This window comes from Bacillus sp. SIMBA_031, assembly GCF_046535225.1.
In the GTDB taxonomy this organism is placed as follows: domain Bacteria; phylum Bacillota; class Bacilli; order Bacillales; family Bacillaceae; genus Bacillus; species Bacillus velezensis.
On the sequence record NZ_JAWRXC010000001.1, the window covers coordinates 805,885 to 827,588 of the forward strand.

Sequence of the window (21,704 nt, forward strand, 5' to 3'; positions counted from 1 at the left end):
TATCGGAAGGAGGGGGAAAAGGTGCATGAAGAAAAAGTAAAGCAGCTGATTCAGCGTTATTCCGATGTATACCTGCACGTCTTAAAAAAAATTGACAGCATTATCGCTGAAAAAGTGAACAAAGAGCTGACATTGGATCAATATTACATCCTCCGCTATATTATGCTCAATCCGGATTGCAAATCAATTGAACTGGCCGCGGTGTGCCACGTCAATAAAAGCGCCATTACATCGATGACGAACCGCCTGTATGAAAAAGGCTACATCAATAGAGAACGCAGCCAAAGCGACCGCCGGAGCATACTTTTAAATGTCACGGAAAAGGGGACGGAAGTATTTCACCGTGTGGAGCGGCGGATTGAGGAACTCGTCCGTTCATATATTATGTATTTTGATGAAGACGAGGCGGAGATGTTTGTTAATACATATGAAAAATTATATCGATTGATGATGACAGAGGAGGATCAGCAGACATAATGAAAAACATTATCCGAGCTCGCTGGATCATCGCCGCGGTATGGGTCGCCGCAACGGTGATATTTATGCTTACAGCGCCTGATATGGCTGAATTGACACGGGAGAAAGGGCAGATTTCCGTACCGGACGGGTATTCCTCTTCTTACGCCCATGAATTGCTTGATGAAATGTCTGATTCAGATGCACCGTCTTCTTCTGCCGTCATCGTATTTCACGAAAAAGGCTTAATGACAGACAAAAAAGATCGTCTGGAAGAAGCCGTCAGCACTTTGTCTGAACAGAAAAAAGCGCTTCAGATTAAAACGGTGACTTCATACTTCGGGGAGAAAAATGACGACATCAAAAAACAGCTGCTGTCAAAAGACAGACAAACGATGCTCGTTCAGCTGCAGCTTGATACATCCAAAAACGATATCCTCGAAATAAAAAATAAAATTGATAAAGAGCTGAAACCGTACGGCGTATCATACGGCATTACAGGCCAGTCGCTGATCGACGAAGATGTGCTGAAAAGCTCGCAGGACGGCTTAAAAAAGACTGAATATATAACGGTTGCCTTTATCCTGATCGTGCTGATTCTTGTATTCCGGTCAGTGGTCGCTCCGTTTGTACCGCTTTTATCAGTATTGATATCTTATTTAGTCAGCCAGTCGATTGTCGCATTTTTAGTCGATCAGCTGAATTTTCCGCTCTCAACTTTTACTCAGATTTTTATGGTTGCGATTATGTTCGGGATCGGCACAGACTACTGCATCCTGCTTCTCAGCAGATTTAAAGAAGAACTGTCGCATGGCGCTGATATAAGAGAAGCGATCGTCGTCACCTACAAAACGGCCGGAAAGACGGTTTTGTACAGCGGCGGTGCGGTGCTGATCGGATTTGCCTGCATCGGATTTGCGACATTTAAGCTGTATCAGTCGGCAGCGGCCGTTGCGGTCGGTGTCGCGGTGCTGCTGCTTGCGCTCATGACGATCGTGCCGTTTTTTATGGCTGTTTTAGGAAAAAGATTGTTTTGGCCTGTTAAGGGCGATATTTCCCATCCTCAAAGCAAAGCATGGGAAACGTCAGGACGGTTTTCATTTAAAAGGCCGCTCATCAGTCTTGCAATCGTTGCGGTATTCACCGTCCCGCCTATCCTTCTTTACAAAGGGTCGCTATCTTACAACAGTCTTGACGAAATCGGGGATAAATATGAATCCGTCCGCGCGTTTAATACGATTTCAGACGCATTCGGCCCGGGAGAACTTCTTCCGGCCACAGTCGTCATCAAAAATGATGAGACATTAAATACCGAAAAACACCTGATTGATATCGAAAAAATCAGCAGAGAACTTGAAAAAACAGAGGGTGTAAAAACGGTCAGAAGCGCCACGCGCCCTGCTGGAAACGGATTGAATCAATTATTTGTCACAAATCAGGCAAAGCAGCTTCAAGAAGGACTTGATAAGGGCAATACGGGACTTGAAAAAATCACGGACGGATTAGGGCATGCCGCAAAGTCGTTAGCTGATTCACAGCCGCAGATCGAAGAGTCGGGGAAAAGCGTCAATCAGCTTATTGACGGAACATTGTCTCTGAAATCCGGGCTTTCTGATATAGGAGAAAACCTGAATAAACTGCAGGCTGGCGTGAACGAGAATAAAGCCGGCGTCGCCCAGATGAGAAAGCAGATTGAAGAGCAAAAACAAATGCTGACTTCACAGCTCAAACAAAACAGCGGTCTCGCTTCAGAAACGCAAAACGCTTTAAAATTGGTAAAAACCGTCCTGCCGATGAAAGATGAAGCCAGCAGACAGCTTGCCGATTTGAACAAGCAGCTTGCCCGGCTGCCGTTTGCAAAATTGGAAGCGTCAATACCGTCAGTCAAAACCGATCCCTCTTACCAAGAAATCAAATCGGCCTTTACAGGTGTACAGTCAGCCGTTTCCAAGGCAAACGCGGATGCAGAAGCTTTTTCTGAACAGGTCGACAGTCAAAAGGCTCATCTGCAGCAAGCGGAAAAACAATTTGCCCGGCTGGCAGCCGCTCAGAAGAAGATTGACACTCAAATTAACGCAATGATCAACGGTCTGACCAGTATTGAAAACGGTCTGCAGCAAGTGTCAGACGGACAGGGGGCTCTCGCAGGACAAATGCCGCGCCTTGAATCGGCGGCAGGACAGCTCGCGGAGGGCCAGAAAAAAATGAAGAGCGGTCTCGGTGATTTTTCTTCCCGGCTCAGCGATCTTTCTTCAGGCCTTAACGACAGTGTAAAAGGGCTTAAGAAAGTATCAAGCGGCATGATGGGGGCGAATGATTACCTGGGTGAGCTTCACAAGGCGTCAGACAAAGAAATGACAGGCTGGTTTGTGCCGAAAGACGCGTTGACAAACAGTGATTTTACAAGCGTGTTTAATACGTACATGTCAGATGACAGAAAAACGACAGAATTGACCGTCGTTCTTGATAACAATCCTTACTCAAATACGGCCATTCAAGATATTCAAGCGATCAAAGCGAGCGTAAAAAGGGCCATTCCGAACACGGATCTGAAGAATGCTTCCTTCGGCGTTTCGGGAGTCTCCAGCATGAATGCCGATCTGAAGGAAGTATCGGATTCAGACTTCAAACGGACGGCAATGTTTATGCTGGCGGGAATTTTTCTGATTCTCATCGTGATGCTGCGCTCCCTCATTATGCCTGTTTATTTAGTGGCGTCGCTCGTACTGACGTATTTCGCATCCATCGGCGTGACGGAATACATCTTTACACACTTCTTCGGGTATCCGGGCGTAAACTGGGCCGTGCCGTTCTTCGGCTTTGTCATTTTGATGGCTCTTGGCGTGGATTATTCCATCTTTTTAATGGACCGTTTTAATGAGCTTAAAAAAGAAGGAACGGAACCCGCAATGATCCGCAGTATGAAAAATATGGGTTCCGTCATCATTTCTGCGGCGATTATTTTAGCGGGAACCTTTGCGGCCATGCTGCCGTCAGGCGTTCTTTCCTTATTACAGATTGCAACCGTGGTATTAACAGGCCTTCTCATGTACGCAATTGTCGTCCTTCCGTTTTTTGTACCTGTCATGGTGAAAATATTCGGAAGAGCCAACTGGTGGCCTTTCAATTTGAAAAAATAACGTTCAATACCTCTGCCTGTTTTCGGGCAGAGGTTTTTTGTTTCCTTATAAATCCTCCAGTTGATATAATTACATCTGCGTACTCTTTTTTGCGAATGCTGAAATTTGGTCATAATACATACTATGAAAGAATGAACGAAGGAGGTTTCACATGACTTACGTAAATGAAATGAAGTCAAAGCACGGCGGGATCACCACCCACATCGTAAAGACCGAGAAATTTAAAACCGTTTCGCTGACGTTTAAAATGCTGGCTCCTTTAACGAAAGAGCTCGTAACAAAAAGAGCGCTGTTTCCGCATGTGCTTCTGCGCGGAACAGAAAGCCGCCCGAAAACCGCTGATCTGCGGTCTTATTTTGATGAGCTGTACGGCACATCCGTTTCAGCTGATCTGACAAAAAAGGGAGAACGTCATGTCATTACGTTCAGGCTTGAGATTCCTAATGAAAAGTATCTGAAGGACCGCACACCGTTATTGGAAAAAGGCCTTCAGCTTTTATCAGAGCTTGTCTTTTCGCCCGCTTTGGAAAACGGCGCCTTCCTGCCCCTTTATGTCACGCAGGAAAAACGGACGCTGAAACAGCGGATTCAAGCCGTATATGATGATAAGATGAGATATTCTAATCTGCGTCTCGTTCAGGAAATGTGCAAAAGCGAACCGTATGCCCTTCACGTCAACGGCGAATTCGATGATGTTGAACACATTACACCGCAAGATTTGTATGAAGCCTATCAAAAAGCCATACGCGAAGATCAGCTGGACCTGTACGTCATCGGCGATGTTGATACAGATCAGGTGAAAACGGCCGTTGATACGTATTTTAAAACGGAAGAACGGGAGCTGCAGCCTTTTGAAAGAAGCGCGGCGAATGAACAGCCCGATCCGAAGGAAGTCATTGATGAAGAGGACGTCAAGCAGGGCAAGCTGAATATCGGATTCCGGACCAATACGACATATACAGATCCGGATTATCCTGCATTGCAGGTGTTTAACGGGCTGTTCGGAGGTTTCTCTCATTCAAAGCTGTTTATAAATGTCCGTGAAAAAGCGAGCCTCGCCTATTATGCAGCCTCAAGGGTGGAAAGCTTCAAAGGGCTTTTGATGGTCATGTCGGGCATTGAGGTGAAAAATTACAAGCAGGCCGTCACCATCATTGAAGAACAGTTTCAGGCTATGCAAAACGGTGACTTTTCAGAAGATGATATCGCCCAAACGAAAGCCGTTATTAAAAATCAAGTATTAGAAACCATTGATACGGCATACGGTTTAGCGGAATTTCTGTATCAGCAGGCCTCAGCCCAAGTAGAGATACCGATCGAAAGATTCCTTGACAATATCGAGAAAGTGACAAAAGAGGACATTATCAATGTCGGAAAGAACATTAAGCTGGATACGACTTATTTCTTAAAAGGGACGGGGGGAGCATCTTGACTAAACCGATAAACTTCGAACAGCTTCAGGAAACGCTGTATCATGAAAAAATGGCAAACGGCCTTGATGTCTATGTGCTGCCGAAACAGGGCTTTAATAAAACATACGCCGTGTTTACGACAAAGTACGGTTCCATTGACAATCAATTCGTTCCTTTAAATAAGGAAGAAATGGTACACGTCCCTGACGGAATCGCGCATTTTCTGGAGCATAAACTGTTTGAAAAAGCGGACGGCGACGTGTTTCAGGACTTCAGTAAGCAGGGGGCGTCGGCAAATGCCTTTACATCATTTACACGAACCGCTTATCTGTTCTCCAGCACTTCTAATGTGGAGAAAAACCTGGAAACACTCGTGGATTTTGTTCAGGACCCGTATTTCACGGAAAAATCAGTTGAAAAAGAAAAAGGCATCATCGGCCAGGAAATCAATATGTATGATGATAATCCGGATTGGCGGCTGTTTTTCGGCCTTATCGAAAATATGTATAAAGACCACCCCGTGAAAATTGACATTGCCGGAACGGTGGAGAGCATCTCACATATTACGAAAGATCTGCTGTATGAGTGCTACGAAACGTTTTATCACCCGAGCAATATGCTGCTCTTTATCGTCGGCCCCGTAGATCCTGAAGCGGTCATCAGCCAGGTGCGGAAAAACCAGGAGAAAAAGCCGTTTACAGACCAGCCTGAAATCAAACGTGAAGAAGTTCAGGAGCAGGAAGCGGTTTTCCGCCGGGAGCAGGAGTTAAAAATGAACGTGCAAGGCTCAAAATGTCTTGTCGGCTTAAAGGCGAAAGACCCTTATAAAACGGGGCAGGAGCTGTTGAAGCACGAGCTCAGCATGAACCTCATGCTTGAATGTCTTTTCGGAAAAAGCTCACCGCATTACGGCGACTTGTACGACAAAGGCTACATTGATGAAACTTTCAGCTTTGATTACACGGCTGAATACGGATTCGGTTTTGCCTCTGTCGGAGGAGATACACCGGAGGCGGATAAGCTCGCTGACGAATTAAAACACATGTTGCTTGATGCGGAATCAGCCGTGACTGCGGAAAAACTTGACCTTGCGAGAAAAAAGAAGATCGGGTCATTCTTAAAAGCGCTCAATTCGCCTGAATATATCGCCAACCAATTCACACGCTACGCCTTTTTAGATATGAGTCTGTTTGATGTCGTAACCGTACTGGAGCAGATTACGCTGGAAGACGTAAAGCGGGTTATTAAAGAAGAAATATCAGAAGAAAGGCTGACAGTCTGCAAAGTCGTGCCAAAATCATAACAAAAACATCCCTCACGCCCTGAGGGATGTTTTTCTGGGGAAAGAAGGAGTATTGATTGATGAAACAGACAGCGCTCGTAACCGGAGCAAGCGGCGGAATCGGACAAAGTATAAGTGAAGTCCTCGCAAAAAACGGGTATGACGTCCTTTTGCATTATCATTCTAATAAGGAAGCCGCACACAGGCTTGCGGAAAGGCTGGGCGCATCATTCGGCATAAAAGCCTCCGTTATTCAGGCGGATCTGTCCTCACCGGATGGCGCGGAGACACTCAGCCGTTCCGTTAAGCAGCCTGTGGACGCTCTGATATTAAACAGCGGCAAAAGTCATTTCGGCCTGATTACGGACGTTACGGATGACACGGCGCTGGAGATGGTGCAGCTGCATGTGACGAGTCCGTTTCTTTTGGCGCGTAATCTGGTGCCCGGCATGATCCGGAAAAAAAGCGGGGGCATCGTCGCGATCGGTTCCGTCTGGGGAGAAACAGGCGCATCGTGCGAGGTATTATACAGCATGGTCAAGGGAGCGCAGCATTCGTTCGTCAAAGCGCTTGCCAAAGAGCTTGCTCCGAGCGGCGTCCGGGTGAATGCAGTCTCGCCGGGTGCCGTTGATACAAATATGCTTGATCAGTTCACGTCTGATGAAAAAGAAGCGTTGGCAGAGGAAATTCCCGCGGGCCGGCTGGCAAAGCCGGAGGAAATCGCCGAAGCGGCGGCCTTTTTATTATCGGACAAGGCTTCCTATATTACGGGGCATATATTATCGGTAAACGGCGGCTGGCACTGCTGAAAAAAATGTGTGTATAGTTTGCATCTGTACGGACAAAATAATTTTGTAACAACAGATGAAATGGAGGAACCCAACATGTCAGTATTAGAAAACTGGGATAATTGGAAGAATTTCCTTGGAGACAGATTGAACTATGCGCAGGAAAAAGGGATGAGTGATGAAACGATCACTGACCTCGCTACAGAAATCGGCGGTTACCTTGCGAACGAAGTCGACTCGAAAAACCATCAGGAAAAAGTGCTTGCTGATCTTTGGAGCGTTGCTTCTGAAGATGAACAGCGCGCCATCGCAAATATGATGGTGAAGCTTGTTGAAAATAACAGCACTCATTAAGAGGGGGGATTTCTCCTCTCTTTTTTTATGTTTTCCTCTATAGAGCAACATTCTTCTTTCTAATTAGAGAAAAATGTTTTATGATAAAGGAAGGTAAAAATTTGCCACAATGGAGGGGGTATATCATTTGGCAAAGCTCGAATGGTATTTTGAATATGAAATTCAAGTGAACCGCCCCGGCCTGCTCGGGGATATTTCATCTCTTCTCGGGATGCTGTCAATTAATATTGTCACAATTAACGGTGTCGACCTTTCCAGAAGGGGAATGCTGCTCAGATGCCGGCATATAGATCAAATTAAACGATTGGAATCAATTTTAAAAACAATGGAGACCATTAAAGTAACGAAGCTGAGAGAACCGAGGCTTCGCGACCGTCTCGCAGTCCGCCACGGAAGATACATTCAGCGTGATGCCGATGACAAAAAAACCTTCCGTTTTGAAAGGGACGAGCTCGGTCTTTTGGTTGACTTTATGGCCGAGCTGTTTAAAAAAGAAGGGCACAAACTGATCGGAATCCGGGGAATGCCGAGGGTCGGGAAAACGGAGTCCATCGTCGCGTCAAGCGTTTGTGCCAGCAAAAGATGGCTTTTCGTATCATCAACGCTGCTAAAACAAACGATCCGGAGCCAGCTGGTTGCCGATGAATACAGCACGGAAAACGTGTTTATCCTCGACGGCATCGTTTCGACAAGACGGGGATCTGAGCGCCATCTTCAGCTCGTCAGTGAAATTATGCGGCTTCCGGCGACAAAGGTCGTGGAGCACCCCGATATTTTTGTTCAAAATTCGGAGTATACGCTCGATGATTTCGATTATATTATCGAACTCAGAAATGATCCTGACGAAGTCATTACATATGAACATGCAGAAGAACCGCAAATGTTTGATCAGACCGGTTTTTCAAGCTTTGATTTTTAATATTGGAAGGTGTTTGTTGTGACAGAATTAGCAATCCGGCTTAAAGAAGCCAGAGAGGAAAAAGGGATGTCGTTGGATGAACTTCAGGCGGCGACGAAAATTCAGAAAAGATACTTAACCGCTCTGGAAGAAGGCAATTATGACGTCATTCCCGGCAATTTTTATGTGCGGGCGTTTATCAAGCAATACGCTGAAGCTGTCGGGCTTGATTCAGATCAGTTATTTGAAGAATATAAAAAAGACATCCCTAACACGTACCATGACGATGTGTCGGAAAAAATCTCCGGTCTCGCCATGCAAAGGGAGCTTCCTAAGTCCGCTTCAAAGGCGGCGGAATGGCTTCCGACCGTCCTTGTCGTCATCGGTGTCATTATCGTCATTGCGATCATTTATGCGATTATTCAGCTCGGAATGAGCAAATCCGGGCAGACAGACGGAGATAAAGCCGTCACCCAAAGTGAGAGCAAGTATGAGATTCCTAAGGATTCTGCGCTGAAAAACGACGGCAATACAAATGACGAAGCGCAATCTGACAGCAAAAAAGACAAAAAGGACACAAAAGCGTCAGAGCAGAAAAAGAAAGAAAAAAGCAGTGAAAAGACGGAGATCAAAGCGGCCGGAACGGAAGGCTCGGCTTCTTCATACAACGTCTCCGGGGCAGATAAGTATAAGCTTGAACTGATTGCTTCTGACAGCGCATGGATCCGCGTCCGTGATGACAGCGGCGGTTCTTTAAAAGAAGGAACGCTGCAAAAAGGCGAAACCTTTAAAAAAGACGTCACGGATCAAAAGCAGATTGAAATCCGCACGGGCTATGCCCCTAACCTGAAAATTAAAATCAACGGAGAGGTTCTGTCCTATGAACTCAATCCGCATGATGTGATGGCGCAGACCATCACAATCAAGATGAAAAAATAAAAGGGGAAAAAGTCATCTGAACGATTAAGATGACTTTTTCTTCACGTCCGAGTACATATTATTGGAGGGGCTTTATGTTTAACTTACCGAATAAAATCACACTGGCAAGAATCGCTTTAATTCCTGTATTTATGATTATCATGCTTGTTCCTTTTCAGTGGGGCAGCGTTCATATAGGGGATGAATCGATTCCGGTCGCGCATCTTACGGGAGCTGTTTTATTCATTATCGCATCAACGACTGACTGGGTGGATGGCTACTACGCCAGAAAACTGAACCTCGTGACAAACTTCGGGAAATTTTTAGATCCGCTGGCTGACAAACTGCTGGTATCCGCGGCATTAATTACGCTTGTGCAGTTTGACCTTGCGCCGGCGTGGATGGTCATCATCATCATCAGCCGCGAATTTGCCGTAACGGGATTAAGACTTGTGCTGGCGGGAACGGGGGAAGTTGTAGCCGCCAATATGCTGGGGAAAATTAAAACATGGGCTCAGATCATCGCTGTTGCCGCGCTATTGCTGCATAATCTTCCGTTTGAGCTCGTTTCTTTCCCGTTCGGCGATATCGCTTTATGGGTGGCCGTGCTGTTCACAGTCATTTCCGGCTGGGATTATTTTGCGAAGAACTGGGATGCGTTAAAAACATCTAACTAAGAAAGAAGGACTTAAAGATGGAAATAGCAAAAAAAGCAGAAATCATTGCAGTCGGCTCGGAGCTTCTGCTAGGCCAGATCGCCAATACGAACGCGCAGTTTATCAGTAAAGAGCTGGCGGAAATCGGTGTAAACGTGTTTTATCATACCGCTGTCGGTGACAATCCGGAGCGGCTTAAGCAAGTCATCCGCATTGCCGAAGAGCGCTCAGACCTGATTATTTTTTCAGGCGGCCTCGGACCGACCAAGGACGATTTGACGAAAGAAACCATTGCAAACACACTGGGGCGCCCGCTCGTTCTGAATGACGAAGCGTTCCGGTCGATCGAAGAATATTTCGCGAAAACAAAACGGACCATGTCGCCGAATAACCGCAAACAGGCGCTCGTCATTGAGGGCTCAGACGTTTTGGCGAATCATTTCGGCATGGCGCCGGGAATGCTTGCGGAGCACGGCTCAAGGCTTTATATGCTGCTTCCCGGGCCGCCGAGCGAGCTGCGTCCGATGTTTGAAAATGAAGCGAAGCCGCTGCTTCTTAAAAAGCTCGGTTCTAATGAGAAAATCGTTTCAACCGTGCTACGGTTTTTCGGAATCGGTGAATCCCAGCTTGAAGCTGATTTAGAAGATATCATTGATGCGCAGACGAACCCGACGATTGCGCCGCTCGCTGCTGACGGCGAGGTCACGCTGCGTTTAACGGCGAAACATGCTGACGAAAAAGAAACAGAACGGCTTTTAAAAGAAACGGAAGCCGCCATTTTAGAACGTGTCGGTGAATTTTTCTACGGATATGATGATACGTCTCTGGTGAAGGAGCTTTCAAAAGCATGCAGACAAAACAAAATCACGATTTCTTCTGCCGAAAGCTTTACAGGCGGCCTGTTTTCAGAGTGGGTGACTGATTTAAGCGGTGCGTCTCAACTATTTGCAGGAGGCGTTGTCTGCTATTCCGACAGCGTGAAACAGCATGTGCTCGGCGTGAAAGCTGAGACACTCGCAGAAAGCGGAGCGGTCAGCAAAGAGTGTGCGAAAGAGCTTGCAGCCGGTGTGAGAAAGCTGACCGGAAGCGATATCGGCATCAGCTTTACCGGGGTTGCGGGTCCCGACCCGCAGGAAGGGCATGCGCCGGGCCGCGTCTTTATCGGCATTTCGGCGGAAGGAAAAGAAGAGGTGCACGAATTTAACTTTGCCGGCTCAAGAACCGGAATCAGAAAGCGCGCAGCTAAATACGGCTGCCATCTCATTTTGAAAATGCTGGATCAAAAATAAAGTTTTAAAGAGGCGTTTTCTCTGATTTTTAAGTTTTACAAGGGAAATTATGCTCTTTTGCAGAAAAGCGAACGCGGAAAAAATCCGAATATGCGTTCGCTTTTTTCTTGGCAAATGCCAGTAAACAAGGTATAGTATATGTAGTGGCAAGATAAAGGAGGAAAAAATAAATGAGTGATCGTCAGGCAGCCTTAGATATGGCTCTTAAGCAAATAGAAAAACAATTCGGCAAAGGTTCCATCATGAAGCTCGGAGAAAAAACAGATACAAGAATTTCAACGGTGCCAAGCGGTTCCCTTGCACTTGATACCGCTCTCGGAATAGGCGGATACCCGCGCGGACGGATTATTGAAGTATACGGACCTGAAAGCTCAGGTAAAACGACTGTAGCGCTTCACGCAATCGCTGAGGTTCAGGAAAAAGGCGGACAGGCAGCATTTATTGATGCTGAGCATGCTCTTGATCCTGTTTACGCGCAAAAGCTCGGTGTCAATATCGAAGAGCTTCTGCTTTCTCAGCCGGATACGGGAGAGCAGGCGCTAGAGATTGCTGAAGCGCTGGTGCGAAGCGGAGCTGTTGATATCGTAGTCGTTGACTCTGTTGCGGCGCTTGTTCCAAAAGCTGAAATTGAAGGTGACATGGGTGATTCACACGTCGGTTTACAGGCGCGTCTCATGTCTCAGGCGCTCCGTAAGCTTTCCGGCGCCATCAATAAATCTAAAACAATCGCAATCTTTATTAACCAGATTCGTGAAAAAGTCGGCGTTATGTTCGGAAATCCGGAGACGACACCGGGCGGCCGCGCGCTGAAATTCTATTCTTCCGTGCGCCTTGAAGTGCGCCGTGCCGAGCAATTAAAGCAGGGCAACGACGTGATGGGGAATAAAACGAGAATTAAAGTCGTAAAAAACAAAGTCGCTCCTCCGTTCCGTACGGCTGAAGTGGACATTATGTACGGTGAAGGAATCTCCAAAGAAGGGGAAATCATCGACCTTGGAACTGAACTGGATATCGTGCAAAAAAGCGGTTCGTGGTATTCTTATGAAGAAGAACGCCTCGGTCAGGGCCGTGAAAACGCCAAGCAGTTCTTAAAAGAAAATAAAGACATCATGCTGATGATTCAGGAACAAATCCGTGAATATTACGGTTTAGACAATAACGGTGTAACGGACAAAGCGGAAGAAGTTCAGGAAGAGATGGAATTAGAAGAATAAAACACGATCAAAAGAGCGGAATAAGCAATTTCCGCTCTTTTTTTTGTGTGTTTCAAAAAAACACTGGCTGTTTCGGAAAATTTTATCTGGAATGTTACAACTTTTTTCACCCTTCACTCGTCTAACATCATGGCGAAAGTTGAAATTATATCTGAGGAGGAAAAAAGATGACGAGCCCCCGCCGCACAAGAATAAATAAAAAAAGAAAGAAAAAGCTGATGAAAACGGGAGGGCTGTTTCTTTTTCTGCTGCTTGTTACTGTTTTTATTATGATCTGGACCGTCACGGCGCATCATCGGGAGAAGGAATCCGTTAAAAACGCTCCCGCCGCTCAATCTGATACTTCAAAAGACCAGACTCAACAGAAAAAAGAAAAGACGCAAAAAGAGAAAACACCTAAATCAATCGATCACAATAAACAGATCAGCAATTACTTGCAACAGATCGGGTTCAGCGGCACAGCAATGATCGTAAAAGATGGAAAAGTTGTGCTGAAAAAAGGCTTTGGTTATGCGGACCGAAAACAAAAAATGAAAAACAATCCGGAGACATCATATTATATCGGTTCTTCACAAAAAGCGTTAATCGCGACGGCTGTCCTGCAGCTTGAAGAAAAAGGGATGCTGCAGACGAGTGACCCCGTCAGTACATACTTGCCGAATTTTCCTAACGGCACGCGCATTACACTGAAAAACCTGCTCAATCATACGTCCGGCATAAACGGGCATATTGAGGGGCAGGGACCGATTTCTCCAATTGATTTAATCAAGGATATAGAATACCGCGGAATTAAACGGCAGCCCGGGGTTTGGGATTACAGGGATTCCAACTATACAGTGCTTGCTTATATCGTATCTCAGGTCAGCGGGGAGTCTTATGAACAATATATAAAAGAACACGTGTTCAAACCGGCCGGAATGAAGCATGCCGGATTTTACAAAACATTTGCCAAAGCCAAATATCCTGCCGTCGGCTACAAAGTCGATGAGAGCGGCAGTCTTGTAACGCCGCACCTTTTGGACTTATCGCAGCTGTACGGGGCGGGCGACATGTATATGAGCGCTGAAGATCTCTATAAATTTGATAAAGCGATCGTAAACGGCACGCTCCTTTCAAAAGAAAGCTTCACAAAAATGTTTACAGCAGGAAGCAGTGCCGCTTACGGCATGGGGTTTTACATTGATCCGGGAAGCTATTCCAATCACGGTGTTATGCCCGGTTACAACATTTTGAACAGCTTCAGCCATTCGGCAAGCAAATATGTCATATTACTGTCAAACATTCAGAATAACGCCAAATTAGGACAGGTGAACAATAGAATTTACCAATTGCTTAACCAGGCGGACTGACAGAGCCGTCATTCACGAAAAGCGGATGAAGATATGGTATGATATATACATGGCGAAGATTCAAAGCTGGAGGCGAATCGTTAAGCTGGCAAGCTTGACAAGTATTTCCGACACAATTACAATGAAGTTGTAACATTTGTTTTTTTAACATGATTGTTAAACCATTTAAACTTGACAAGGGCATGAGAGACTCATTCCCTGTGAAGGTTCTGTATGTTGAGAAAATCAGACAATGTACATGCCGGCACTTATTTAAGCAAAAACCAAGTTCATAGCAAGAGGAGGTGAAAGTATGACCCCAATGACGGTTCTCATCTCCATTTTGCTGACTCTGCTCGGTTTAGTTGTTGGCTACTATGTTCGTAAAACCATTGCCGAAGCAAAGATTGCGGGCGCACGCGGTGCTGCCGAGCAAATCCTTGAAGATGCAAAGCGTGATGCTGAAGCACTGAAAAAAGAAGCTCTGCTTGAAGCAAAGGACGAAATCCATACACTTCGAATAGATGCTGAACAGGAAGTTCGTGAAAGACGAAATGAGCTTCAAAAACAAGAAAACCGTTTACTTCAAAAAGAAGAAAATCTTGACCGTAAACATGAAGGAATTGATAAACGGGAAGCGATGTTGGAGAAGAAAGATCATTCTCTGAATGAACGACAACAACATATTGAAGAGATGGAAAGCAAAGTGGATGAGATGATTCGTATGCAGCAGTCAGAACTCGAACGCATTTCGAGCCTGACACGGGATGAAGCGAAACAAATCATTCTTGACCGGGTTGAAAATGAGCTTTCACATGACATCGCCATCATGACAAAAGAAACCGAAAACCGTGCGAAAGAAGAGGCAGATAAAAAGGCGAAAAACATTCTGTCGCTTGCTTTGCAGCGCTGTGCAGCAGATCATGTTGCCGAAACGACGGTATCGGTCGTCAATCTTCCGAATGATGAGATGAAAGGACGTATCATCGGCCGTGAAGGGCGTAACATTCGTACGCTTGAAACGCTTACAGGTATTGACCTGATTATTGATGACACACCTGAAGCAGTCATTCTTTCCGGATTTGATCCGATCAGACGGGAGACGGCAAGAATCGCTCTTGATAAACTCGTTCAGGATGGCCGTATTCACCCGGCGCGCATTGAAGAAATGGTTGAAAAATCCCGCCGTGAGGTTGATGACTATATCCGGGAAATGGGTGAGCAGACGACGTTTGAAGTCGGCGTTCACGGACTCCACCCGGATCTGATCAAGATCCTCGGCCGGTTGAAATTCCGTACAAGCTACGGGCAGAACGTACTGAAACATTCTATGGAAGTTGCATTTTTAGCCGGTTTAATGGCTTCCGAGCTTGGAGAAGATGCAAAGCTTGCCAAGCGGGCCGGTCTTCTGCATGACATCGGAAAAGCAATTGACCATGAAGTGGAAGGAAGCCACGTGGAAATCGGAGTGGAGCTTGCGACCAAATATAAAGAGCATCCAGTCGTCATTAACAGTATTGCGTCACACCACGGAGACGAAGAGCCGACTTCCATTATCGCCGTTCTGGTCGCTGCCGCTGATGCATTGTCAGCCGCAAGACCGGGCGCGAGAAGTGAAACGCTCGAAAACTATATCCGCAGACTTGAAAAGCTTGAAGAAATCTCCGAGTCTTACGAAGGTGTTGAAAAATCATTTGCGATTCAGGCCGGCCGTGAAGTTCGCATCATGGTAAAACCGGACTCCATTAATGATTTAGAAGCCCATCGTTTGGCACGTGATATCCGTAAACGAATTGAGGACGAGCTTGATTATCCGGGCCACATTAAAGTGACCGTAATCAGAGAAACTCGAGCCGTAGAGTATGCAAAATAAAGTGATGCTTAGCGCATCACTTTATTTTTTTGAGTCCCTGAAAAGGAAGGAATGGAATGTATGAGAATTTTATTTATCGGAGATGTTGTCGGTTCCCCGGGCCGCGACATGGTAAAAGAATATGTCCCGAAACTGAAAGCGAAACATAAACCGCATTTTACAATTATTAACGGAGAAAATGCAGCACACGGAAAAGGCCTGACGGAAAAGATCTACCACAGCCTGATGGAAGCGGGAGCAGATGCCATTACAATGGGAAACCATACGTGGGATAAAAGAGAGATCTTCGACTTTATTGATGATGTGCCGCATCTTGTCCGGCCGGCGAATTTCCCGGAAGGTACGCCGGGCAAAGGCATTACCTATATTAAATCGAACGGAAAAGAGCTTGCCGTCATTAACTTACAGGGGCGGACGTTTCTTCCGCCGCTTGATGATCCGTTTGCTAAAGCGGATGAATTAATAGAAGAAGCGAAAAAGCGCACGCCGTACATTTTTATTGATTTTCACGCCGAAGCGACAAGCGAAAAAATTGCGATCGGCTGGTACACAGACGGAAGAGCCTCTGCCGTGGTAGGCACCCATACACACGTGCAAACGGCAGATAACCGCATTTTACCGAAAGGAACGGCATATATTACTGATGTAGGCATGACGGGTCCGTACGACGGAATTCTCGGTATGGACAGAGAAACGGTCATCAAGCGGTTTAAAACCAATCTTCCCGTCCGGTTTACGGTGGCGGAAGGTAAAACTACGCTGAGCGGAGTGCTCATTGACATCGACGATCAAACGAAAAAGGCCGTAAATATCGAACGGATATTAATCAATGATGACCATATGTTCTTTGAATAGGTGATCATGTGTTTATTTTATAAAAATATTAAAAGGAAAAGCAGGAATATAGCAACTTCTTAGTGAATATAGTAGAAATGGAAGGTAGCCCGCTATTTTTGAAAAGCATTGTGGGGATGGCTTTTTGGATAGCAACATCTAATAATGATTGTTCTAATGAACACTCACTTATCCATTGTAAAACTAAGGGGGAGCAGAAATGGAAATCTTAAAAGTTTCAGCAAAATCAAGTCCAAATTCAGTAGCAGGCGCGCTTGCCGGTGTATTGAGGGAACGCGGAGCCGCCGAAATTCAAGCAATTGGGGCGGGTGCCTTAAACCAGGCTGTTAAAGCGGTTGCGATTGCCAGAGGCTTTGTCGCGCCAAGCGGCGTAGATTTGATTTGTATTCCGGCTTTTACAGATATACAGATTGACGGAGAAGAAAGAACGGCGATTAAGTTAATCGTCGAACCCCGTTAAAAACAAAAACATGACATTCTCAACCTGCTTGCGTAAGGCGAGCGGGTTGTTTTTATTGTTGTCATATTTTCTCACAATATTATATTGATAGTACGAAGAGATGATAAATGGCTTTATTCATATAATATTCAAAAAAAATCCCGCCCATTTTTCCGGACGGAAGCAGTTGTTTTCTTGGAGTGGACACTGGTATTTACCTCCTTTTTATCTCATGTTACAATCCAGTTATTACAGTGTTTTTTCGAGGAGGAGTGTACATGTTGGGAGGAAAGATGAAAGCTATCGTCAAAAATGAAAACGCTTTCGGAGCAACTCTGAAAGAAATTCCCATACCTTCCATTAATGAGAATGAAGTTCTCATTAAAGTACAGGCCGCATCTATATGCGGTACAGATGTGCATATTTATAATTGGGATCAATGGGCGCAGAAACGAATCAAAACACCTCAAGTATTCGGACATGAATTCAGCGGTATCGTAGCGGAAACGGGCAAGCACGTCACAAATGTCAAAATAGGTGATTACGTTTCGGCTGAAACCCACTTCGTCTGCGGTACTTGTGTCCCTTGTTTAACAGGAAAACATCATGTGTGCACCCATACAAAGATCCTCGGCGTAGACACAGCCGGTTCCTTCGCTGAATATGTCAAAGTGCCGGCTCGAAATGTTTGGAAAAATCCCGCTGATATGGACCCCGCCGTCGCTTCTGTTCAAGAGCCGCTTGGCAACGCGGTGCATACGGTGCTGGAAAGCAGCCGGCTTGCGGGCGGTTCCGCTGCAATTATCGGCTGCGGACCGATCGGGCTGATGGCGGTGGCAGTGGCTAAAGCGGCCGGTGCATCCCGTATTGCGGCCATTGATAAAAATGATTACAGGCTGGCACTTGCGAAGAAATTGGGAGCTACGATCACCATTTCAGCTGATAAGGAAGATCCGCTTGAGGTGATCGACACCTTAACAGGCGGAGAAGGGATCGACCTTGTCTGCGAAATGTCAGGCCACCCGGCAGCTATAGCACAAGGATTAAAGATGGCGGCCAACGGGGGAAGGTTCCATATGCTGAGTCTGCCGGAACGTCCGGTGACGGTTGACCTGACAAATGACGTGGTGTTTAAAGGACTTACCGTCCAAGGCATCACAGGCAGAAAAATGTTTGAAACATGGCGGCAGGTATCGCACCTGCTTGAATCCGGCCTTGTTGATCTGACGCCGGTGATCACGCATCAGTTTCCGCTTGAAGACTTTGAAAAAGGATTTGACCTGATGAGAAAGGGCCAGTGCGGCAAAGTCATTTTGATTCCATAAGGGGAGGGTTCTATAATGAAAGAATTTGAATTTCTAAAAGCCGAGCTTGATAAAATGAAAGAAAATAAAACGTGGCAGCAAATGAAACAAATTGAAACGAAGCAGGGTCCGTCGGTGGAAGTCAAAGGGGAAAACGTGATACAGCTTTCATCGAACAATTATCTCGGTTTGACGTCGCATCCAAAACTTGTCGAAGCGGCCAAACGCGCCGCGGAAGAATTCGGAGCGGGTACCGGGTCCGTCCGGACAATTGCCGGAACATTCACAATGCACAATGAGCTGGAGAAGAAATTGGCAAACTTTAAAAAAACAGAAGCGGCACTTGTTTTTCAATCGGGGTTCACAACGAATCAGGGCGTCTTATCAAGCATTCTTACAAAAGAAGATATCGTGATCTCTGACGAACTGAACCATGCTTCCATCATTGACGGGATCAGGCTGACGAAAGCAGATAAAAAGGTGTACCGCCATGTTGATATGGACGATTTGGAAAGGGTGCTGAAAAAATCAATGAATTACCGCATGCGCCTGATCGTCACTGACGGCGTATTCTCAATGGACGGCAACATCGCTCCTTTGCCTGACATCGTCAAACTTGCAGAGGCGTACGATGCCTTTGTGATGGTCGACGACGCGCATGCTTCCGGCGTACTCGGAAAAAACGGAAGGGGAACGGTTAATCACTTCGGGCTTGACGGAAGAGTCCACATACAGGTGGGCACATTAAGCAAAGCCATCGGAGTGCTTGGCGGTTACGCCGCGGGATCGCAGGTTCTGATCGATTACCTGCGCCATAAAGGGCGTCCTTTCTTATTCAGCACTTCTCATCCGCCTGCGGTAACGGCCGCATGCATAGAAGCCATTGACGTCCTGCTGGAAGAGCCTGAGCATATGGAAAAGCTATGGGAGAACACGGCGTATTTCAAAGACAAACTGGTTCAAATGGGGCTGACCCTCACAAAAAGCGAAACACCGATCGTGCCGATATTAATAGGGGAGGAAGAAAAAGCCCAAGCATTATCAGACCTTTTATTGACCCGCGGCGTCTTTGCACAAAGCATCGTGTATCCGACGGTCGCCCAAGGAAAAGCGAGAATCCGCACCATTATTACGGCGGAGCATACAAAAGAGGAGCTTGACCGGGCGCTGGAAGTAATCCATTCAGCCGCAAAAGAGCTGCAGCTTGTGTAAGGGGGAAATGATTCCCTCTTTTTTATTTCTTATTGATTCTTATTCTCAATAAGGTGTACAATAATAGGCTGGCGGTTGTGCCAAACGCTTTTAACCAGTATACTTGAGGGTGGAAGTTTCGGTTGAAAGGAGACATTCGAACATGAATGAAAAGCAAAAGCAGGAAAGCGGACAAGTGAATCCGGCGGACAAAAAATCCGAAAAGGATTACAGCAAGTATTTTGAAGCCGTATATATTCCGCCTTCTTTAAAAGATGCGAAAAAACGGGGCAAAGAATCCGTTCAATATCATAACGATTTTAAAATCTCAGAAGAATTTAAAGGCCTCGGTGAAGGCAGGAAATTTTATATCCGCACGTACGGATGCCAAATGAACGAGCATGATACGGAAGTCATGGCGGGTATTTTTATGGCGCTCGGTTATGAAGCGACAAATTCGGTTGATGACGCGAACGTTATTTTATTAAACACTTGCGCTATCCGGGAAAATGCTGAAAACAAAGTGTTCGGAGAGCTCGGCCATTTAAAGGCGCTCAAAAAAAATAACCCGGACCTGATTCTCGGCGTCTGCGGCTGCATGTCACAGGAAGAATCAGTCGTAAACCGCATCCTTAAGAAGCACCCGTTTGTCGATATGATTTTCGGCACGCACAACATTCACCGTCTGCCGGAACTGTTATCAGAGGCATATTTATCAAAAGAGATGGTTATTGAAGTGTGGTCGAAGGAAGGGGATGTCATTGAAAACCTTCCGAAAGTCCGCAACGGAAAAATTAAAGGCTGGGTCAACATTATGTACGGCTGTGACAAGTTCTGCACATACTGCATCGTACCGTATACCCGCGGAAAAGAACGAAGCCGCCGTCCTGAGGAAATTATTCAGGAAGTCAGAAGACTTGCAAGCGAAGGCTATAAAGAAATCACGCTGCTCGGTCAAAACGTGAATGCGTACGGAAAAGATTTTGAGGATATGACGTACGGTCTCGGTGATTTAATGGACGAACTGCGTAAAATTGATATTCCGAGAATCCGATTCACGACGAGTCATCCGCGTGACTTTGATGATCATCTGATCGAGGTGCTCGCCAAAGGCGGCAACCTTCTTGACCATATCCATCTTCCGGTTCAATCAGGAAGCTCAGCGATGTTAAAAATGATGGCGCGCAAATATGACAGAGAACGCTATCTGGAGCTTGTCGGAAAAATTAAAGCGGCGATGCCGAACGCTTCACTGACGACCGATATTATTGTCGGTTTTCCGAATGAAACCGATGAACAATTTGAAGAAACGCTTTCGTTATATCGCGAAGTGGAATTTGACAGCGCATATACGTTTATTTACTCTCCTCGTGAAGGCACGCCGGCAGCGAAGATGAAAGACAATGTTCCGATGAGGGTCAAGAAAGAACGTCTTCAGCGCCTCAATGATTTGGTGAAAGAAATTTCAGCCAAAAAAATGAAGGAATATGAAGGCAGGACTGTCGAAGTATTAGTTGAGGGAGAAAGCAAAAATAACCCTGACATTCTTGCCGGCTATACGGAAAAAAGCAAGCTCGTCAACTTCAAAGGGCCGAAAGACGCCATCGGCAAGATTGTACGCGTCAAAATCGAACAGGCGAAAACATGGTCGCTTGACGGTGTGATGGCAGGAGAAGCAATCGAGGTGAAATAATAATGACGCTTTACTCTAAGAAAGACATTGTACAGCAGGCTAGGAACCTTGCGAAAATGATTTCTGAAACAGAAGAAGTCGATTTTTTCAAACGCGCTGAGGCGCAGATTAACGAAAATGAAAAAGTCTCTGCGATTATTAATCAGATTAAAACCCTGCAAAAGCAAGCCGTTAACCTGAAGCACTACGAAAAGCTTGAAGCGCTGAAACAAGTGGAAAGTAAAATTGACGCCCTGCAGGAAGAGCTTGAAGGGATTCCGATCATTCAGGAATTCAGAGATTCCCAGATTGAGGTCAATGACCTTCTTCAGCTTGTCGCACATACGATCTCAAATCAGGTGACAAACGAAATCATTACATCTACCGGAGGCAACCTGCTGACGGGAGAAACCGGTTCAAAAGTAAAACATTCGAATAACAGCTGTTCTATTTAAACACGGGGCCTTCTTCGGCCCGTGTTTTTTTGCTGTTTTAGAACTAATTGTAATATGTACTAAATTTTCATCGATTCACCGTTTTGTCCCATTTTACTGGAAAGTTTTATCATACTTAAAAGTAAAGTTTCTGGGCAGGGCTGCATACAATGAAACAGAAACTTTGTATTTTTATATTTT

19 protein-coding genes are annotated in these 21,704 nt (G+C 45.8%); all 19 read left to right on the top strand.

Annotated elements, in window-relative coordinates; genetic code table 11:
* Nucleotides 1-21: 21 nt before the first annotated feature.
* The gene (locus SB724_RS04020; protein ID WP_003154157.1) at nucleotides 22-477 is read left to right on the top strand and encodes a MarR family winged helix-turn-helix transcriptional regulator; all 456 of its coding nucleotides are present in this window, start codon (nucleotides 22-24) and stop codon (nucleotides 475-477) included.
* Nucleotides 477-3,596 carry an MMPL family transporter gene (locus SB724_RS04025; protein WP_410570156.1) on the top strand — a complete coding sequence of 1,040 codons (3,120 nt, stop codon included), beginning with the start codon at nucleotides 477-479 and terminating at the stop codon, nucleotides 3,594-3,596. The genes SB724_RS04020 and SB724_RS04025 overlap by 1 nt, the downstream gene beginning before the upstream one ends.
* A 151-nt stretch (nucleotides 3,597-3,747) precedes the next feature.
* A complete protein-coding gene (gene yfmF, locus SB724_RS04030; protein WP_410570158.1) occupies nucleotides 3,748-5,028 on the top strand; it encodes an EF-P 5-aminopentanol modification-associated protein YfmF in 1,281 nt (426 codons plus the stop codon).
* Nucleotides 5,025-6,311 carry an EF-P 5-aminopentanol modification-associated protein YfmH gene (yfmH, locus tag SB724_RS04035; RefSeq protein ID WP_410570160.1) on the top strand — a complete coding sequence of 429 codons (1,287 nt, stop codon included), beginning with the start codon at nucleotides 5,025-5,027 and terminating at the stop codon, nucleotides 6,309-6,311. Before yfmF ends, yfmH begins: the two co-directional genes overlap by 4 nt.
* Nucleotides 6,312-6,370: 59 nt before the next feature.
* Entirely contained in the window at nucleotides 6,371-7,099 is a 729-nt protein-coding gene (gene ymfI, locus SB724_RS04040; protein WP_265971728.1) for an elongation factor P 5-aminopentanone reductase, read from the top strand.
* 75 nt (nucleotides 7,100-7,174) lie between these two features.
* The gene (locus tag SB724_RS04045; protein WP_003154150.1) at nucleotides 7,175-7,432 is read left to right on the top strand and encodes a DUF3243 domain-containing protein; all 258 of its coding nucleotides are present in this window, start codon (nucleotides 7,175-7,177) and stop codon (nucleotides 7,430-7,432) included.
* Nucleotides 7,433-7,559: 127 nt separating this feature from the next.
* Nucleotides 7,560-8,351, top strand: coding sequence for a DUF3388 domain-containing protein (locus SB724_RS04050; RefSeq protein WP_003154149.1), 792 nt, complete (start codon nucleotides 7,560-7,562; stop codon nucleotides 8,349-8,351).
* Nucleotides 8,352-8,369: 18 nt separating this feature from the next.
* On the top strand, nucleotides 8,370-9,269 hold the full coding sequence (locus tag SB724_RS04055; RefSeq protein WP_014417801.1) for a helix-turn-helix domain-containing protein: 900 nt from the start codon (nucleotides 8,370-8,372) through the stop codon (nucleotides 9,267-9,269).
* A 74-nt stretch (nucleotides 9,270-9,343) separates the two neighbouring features.
* The gene (gene pgsA, locus SB724_RS04060; RefSeq protein WP_007409821.1) at nucleotides 9,344-9,925 is read left to right on the top strand and encodes a CDP-diacylglycerol--glycerol-3-phosphate 3-phosphatidyltransferase; all 582 of its coding nucleotides are present in this window, start codon (nucleotides 9,344-9,346) and stop codon (nucleotides 9,923-9,925) included.
* Nucleotides 9,926-9,942: 17 nt separating this feature from the next.
* Nucleotides 9,943-11,193: a competence/damage-inducible protein A gene (locus tag SB724_RS04065; protein WP_032874945.1), complete on the top strand. Its 1,251-nt coding sequence runs from the start codon at nucleotides 9,943-9,945 to the stop codon at nucleotides 11,191-11,193.
* 170 nt (nucleotides 11,194-11,363) lie between these two features.
* Complete coding sequence (gene recA / locus SB724_RS04070; protein WP_003154145.1) at nucleotides 11,364-12,407, top strand: recombinase RecA; 1,044 nt, start codon at nucleotides 11,364-11,366, stop codon at nucleotides 12,405-12,407.
* A 167-nt stretch (nucleotides 12,408-12,574) separates the two neighbouring features.
* Entirely contained in the window at nucleotides 12,575-13,756 is a 1,182-nt protein-coding gene (locus SB724_RS04075) for a serine hydrolase domain-containing protein (RefSeq protein WP_410570163.1), read from the top strand.
* Between the two features lie 292 nt (nucleotides 13,757-14,048).
* Nucleotides 14,049-15,608 carry a ribonuclease Y gene (gene rny / locus SB724_RS04080; protein WP_003154140.1) on the top strand — a complete coding sequence of 520 codons (1,560 nt, stop codon included), beginning with the start codon at nucleotides 14,049-14,051 and terminating at the stop codon, nucleotides 15,606-15,608.
* A gap of 60 nt (nucleotides 15,609-15,668) precedes the next feature.
* Nucleotides 15,669-16,463 carry a TIGR00282 family metallophosphoesterase gene (locus SB724_RS04085; protein ID WP_003154137.1) on the top strand — a complete coding sequence of 265 codons (795 nt, stop codon included), beginning with the start codon at nucleotides 15,669-15,671 and terminating at the stop codon, nucleotides 16,461-16,463.
* A gap of 199 nt (nucleotides 16,464-16,662) precedes the next feature.
* Nucleotides 16,663-16,923: a stage V sporulation protein SpoVS gene (gene spoVS / locus SB724_RS04090; protein ID WP_003154135.1), complete on the top strand. Its 261-nt coding sequence runs from the start codon at nucleotides 16,663-16,665 to the stop codon at nucleotides 16,921-16,923.
* 257 nt (nucleotides 16,924-17,180) lie between these two features.
* Nucleotides 17,181-18,227, top strand: a complete 1,047-nt coding sequence (tdh, locus tag SB724_RS04095) for an L-threonine 3-dehydrogenase (protein WP_007611527.1) — start codon at nucleotides 17,181-17,183, stop codon at nucleotides 18,225-18,227.
* A 12-nt stretch (nucleotides 18,228-18,239) separates the two neighbouring features.
* Entirely contained in the window at nucleotides 18,240-19,418 is a 1,179-nt protein-coding gene (locus SB724_RS04100) for a glycine C-acetyltransferase (RefSeq protein ID WP_410570536.1), read from the top strand.
* Between the two features lie 142 nt (nucleotides 19,419-19,560).
* Nucleotides 19,561-21,090, top strand: a complete 1,530-nt coding sequence (gene miaB / locus SB724_RS04105; protein WP_003154116.1) for a tRNA (N6-isopentenyl adenosine(37)-C2)-methylthiotransferase MiaB — start codon at nucleotides 19,561-19,563, stop codon at nucleotides 21,088-21,090.
* A 2-nt stretch (nucleotides 21,091-21,092) separates the two neighbouring features.
* Nucleotides 21,093-21,524 carry a regulatory iron-sulfur-containing complex subunit RicA gene (gene ricA / locus SB724_RS04110; protein ID WP_003154113.1) on the top strand — a complete coding sequence of 144 codons (432 nt, stop codon included), beginning with the start codon at nucleotides 21,093-21,095 and terminating at the stop codon, nucleotides 21,522-21,524.
* The last annotated feature ends 180 nt before the right edge of the window (nucleotides 21,525-21,704 follow it).

Bases quoted from the DNA above. Each gene is read 5' to 3' on its own strand.
- SB724_RS04065 (WP_032874945.1), top strand. From the start codon at position 9,943: ATGGAAATAGCAAAAAAAGCAGAAATCATTGCAGTCGGCTCGGAGCTT.
- yfmF (WP_410570158.1), top strand. From the start codon at position 3,748: ATGACTTACGTAAATGAAATGAAGTCAAAGCACGGCGGGATCACCACC.
- recA (WP_003154145.1), top strand. From the start codon at position 11,364: ATGAGTGATCGTCAGGCAGCCTTAGATATGGCTCTTAAGCAAATAGAA.
- pgsA (WP_007409821.1), top strand. From the start codon at position 9,344: ATGTTTAACTTACCGAATAAAATCACACTGGCAAGAATCGCTTTAATT.
- spoVS (WP_003154135.1), top strand. From the start codon at position 16,663: ATGGAAATCTTAAAAGTTTCAGCAAAATCAAGTCCAAATTCAGTAGCA.
- miaB (WP_003154116.1), top strand. From the start codon at position 19,561: ATGAATGAAAAGCAAAAGCAGGAAAGCGGACAAGTGAATCCGGCGGAC.
- tdh (WP_007611527.1), top strand. From the start codon at position 17,181: ATGTTGGGAGGAAAGATGAAAGCTATCGTCAAAAATGAAAACGCTTTC.
- SB724_RS04025 (WP_410570156.1), top strand. From the start codon at position 477: ATGAAAAACATTATCCGAGCTCGCTGGATCATCGCCGCGGTATGGGTC.
- rny (WP_003154140.1), top strand. From the start codon at position 14,049: ATGACCCCAATGACGGTTCTCATCTCCATTTTGCTGACTCTGCTCGGT.
- SB724_RS04075 (WP_410570163.1), top strand. From the start codon at position 12,575: ATGACGAGCCCCCGCCGCACAAGAATAAATAAAAAAAGAAAGAAAAAG.
- SB724_RS04045 (WP_003154150.1), top strand. From the start codon at position 7,175: ATGTCAGTATTAGAAAACTGGGATAATTGGAAGAATTTCCTTGGAGAC.
- ymfI (WP_265971728.1), top strand. From the start codon at position 6,371: ATGAAACAGACAGCGCTCGTAACCGGAGCAAGCGGCGGAATCGGACAA.
- ricA (WP_003154113.1), top strand. From the start codon at position 21,093: ATGACGCTTTACTCTAAGAAAGACATTGTACAGCAGGCTAGGAACCTT.
- SB724_RS04085 (WP_003154137.1), top strand. From the start codon at position 15,669: ATGAGAATTTTATTTATCGGAGATGTTGTCGGTTCCCCGGGCCGCGAC.